Consider the following 2,667-nt stretch of genomic DNA (forward strand, 5'->3'; position numbering starts at 1 on the left):
TGGTCCATTTCGTTGCGGCCTTGTTGTGGCTGCGCTAATTGTCCGTACAACCTAGGTAGTGAATAGATACGCCAACGAGCAAGGATAGCCCAAGTTGCAGACTACAGAGCTACACAGCCTAGAAAGCTAGGATTAAAAGCTAGCTTCCCTCCCTTTTAAGGAAGGGCTAGGGGGTAGTTGATACTCGTTCGACGTCCTTTAAAAACTAGATTTAAAAAGTCATTCTCGCGTCATCAACCACCCCTAACCCCTCCTTAAAAAAGGAGGGGAACTAGCCTCTAGCTCTAGTGCGCAATTTGAGTTGGATAGGGCTAAAGACCAAGTAACGTAAACGTACATGCGCATGTCTTCTCGCGTGAGGCTGCTCAATGACGGTGCCGCTACTCACCCAACAACCCCATTTCATCCTTGAGCCCCACGCCCGATAACTGCCGGCGTAGCGCCTCCCGCAGCAGAAAGAACAGCTTGTCGGCGGCGGCGGCGTAGGGCAGGCCTTCGGGGCGGATGTTGGAAACGCAGTTGCGGGCTTCGTCGGTGAGGCCGGGGCGGGGGGCGTAGGTGAAGTAGGCGCCGAGGCTGTCGGGGGAGCTGAGGCCGGGCCGTTCGCCAATGAGGACGAGCACGAGCCGGGCATGGAGCGCCGCCCCAATTTCGTCGCCGATGGCCACGCGGGCCTGCTCGGCCAGGACGAGCGGCGCCAACTGCAAGCCCGCCTGTTGCAACTGCGGGAGCAGCAGGCGCAGCAGCGGCAGCGCGTGCTGGTTTACGGCCGTGGCCGATAAGCCATCGGCCAGGATGATGGCTACGTCGGCGGCGGGCGGAGCAAACTCCCGCAGCTGGCGACGCGACTCTTCGTGCAACTGCCGGCCCCAATCGGGACGCTGTAAGTACTGCTGGCGGTTTTCGGCCCGACTGTGCACTTGGCATACCGGCTCCTGCAAGGCTTGCAGCTCCGTCAGCAGCCGTTCCGTTTCCAGTACCGAGTACACCGCGTCCCGGGCGTGGGCGTGGGCTAGCCGAAACGCCAGCGACTCTCGCAGCGGCACGCTGGTACCCGTGCGGCCCAGCGCAATGCGGGCGGCAGTAAAGGCTTTTAGACCGGCCCACGGGTCGGGCGGCGGATTCTCAAGCGACAGCGCGGGCGTAGTTTCCATAGCAGAGGTAGTCAGCACACCGGGAGCTAGCGGCCCCAAGGCGCGGTAGGTTGGGTGACTTTCGTTTACGCTGAGGTTTGGGGCAACTCTGTGAGCAACCGGTGCTTATCGGGGGCGGGCAGCAGCTGGCCTTGCGCGCTGAAAATGCCTTGCTGTTGGAGCCAGGCTTCAAACTCGGGGGCGGGGCGCAGGCCTAGCACCCGGCGCAGGTAGAGCGCATCGTGGAAGGAGGTAGACTGGTAGTTGAGCATGATGTCGTCGGCGCCGGGAATGCCCATGATGAAGTTGCAGCCCGCCACGCCGAGCAGCGTGAGCAGATTGTCCATGTCGTCCTGGTCGGCTTCGGCGTGGTTGGTGTAGCAGACGTCTACGCCCATGGGCAGGCCCAGCAGCTTGCCGCAAAAATGATCTTCCAGTGCCGCCCGAATGATTTGCTTGCCGTCGTAAAGGTACTCGGGGCCAATGAAGCCCACCACCGTATTCACCAGCAACGGCTGAAAGCGGCGGGCCACGGCGTAGGCGCGGGCTTCACAGGTCTGCTGGTCGAGGCCGTGGTGGGCGTGGGCGGAAAGCGCGCTGCCCTGGCCGGTTTCGAAGTACATCACGTGCTGCCCCAACGTGCCGCGTTGCAGCGCCAGTGTGGCCTCCCAGGCCTCCTGCAACAGTGTCAGGCTCACCCCGAAACTCGCATTGGTAGCCTCCGTGCCCCCAATAGACTGGAACGTGAGGTCTACGGGCGCGCCCTGCCCAATAAGGTCTAGCGTGGTAGTGACGTGGCACAGCACGCACGACTGGGTAGGAATGGCGTATTGCTCGCGCACGGCGTCGAGCATGTCCAGCAGGTTGCGCACCGCTTTGGCATTGTCGGTGGCGGGGTTGATGCCCAGCACGGCGTCGCCACTGCCGTAGAGCAGGCCATCGACGAGGCTGGCCGCAATGCCGCGGGCATCGTCGGTGGGGTGGTTGGGTTGCAGGCGAGTGGCCAGGTGCCCGCGCAAGCCCAGCGTGTTGCGGAAGCGCGTCACCACTTCGCACTTGCGGGCCACGGCAATAAGCTCCTGGTTGCGCATGAGCTTGGACACGGCCGCCACCATTTCCGGGGTCAGGCCCGGCGCCAGGCGTTGCAGCACCTCGGTGTCGGCGGCTTCGGAGAGCAGCCAGTCGCGCAGCTGGCCCACGGTGAAATGGCTGATGGGAGCGGAGGCGTTGGCATCGTGGGTGTCGAGAATAAGGCGCGTAACCTCGTCCTGCTCGTAGGGAATGAGGGCTTCGTGCAGGAAGTTGCGCAGGGGTACATCGGCCAGGGTTAGCTGGGCCGCTACCCGCTCCTCGTAGGTGTCGGCGGCCACTCCGGCCAGCACGTCGCCGGAGCGCAGGGGCGAGGCTTTGGCAAGCAAAGTCTTCAGGTCCGGGAAGTTGTAGACTTGCTGGCGAATGGTATGACGGTAACGCATAGAGACAATGAACAATGAACAATGAACAATGAACAATGAACAATGAACAATGAACAATG

The 2,667-nt window shown here is 62.3% G+C and carries 2 protein-coding genes; both read right to left on the minus strand.

Annotation, left to right across the window (positions count from 1 at the left end; genetic code table 11):
• Positions 1-380 precede the first annotated feature (380 nt).
• Positions 381-1,154, minus strand: a complete 774-nt coding sequence (gene eutC, locus ACYSMN_RS25430; protein WP_488926743.1) for an ethanolamine ammonia-lyase subunit EutC — start codon at positions 1,152-1,154, stop codon at positions 381-383.
• Between the two features lie 65 nt (positions 1,155-1,219).
• Positions 1,220-2,608 carry an ethanolamine ammonia-lyase subunit EutB gene (locus ACYSMN_RS25435; protein ID WP_488926744.1) on the minus strand — a complete coding sequence of 463 codons (1,389 nt, stop codon included), beginning with the start codon at positions 2,606-2,608 and terminating at the stop codon, positions 1,220-1,222.
• Positions 2,609-2,667: the final 59 nt, after the last annotated feature.

The sequence above is a fragment of the Hymenobacter sp. M1-2 genome (assembly GCF_057808495.1).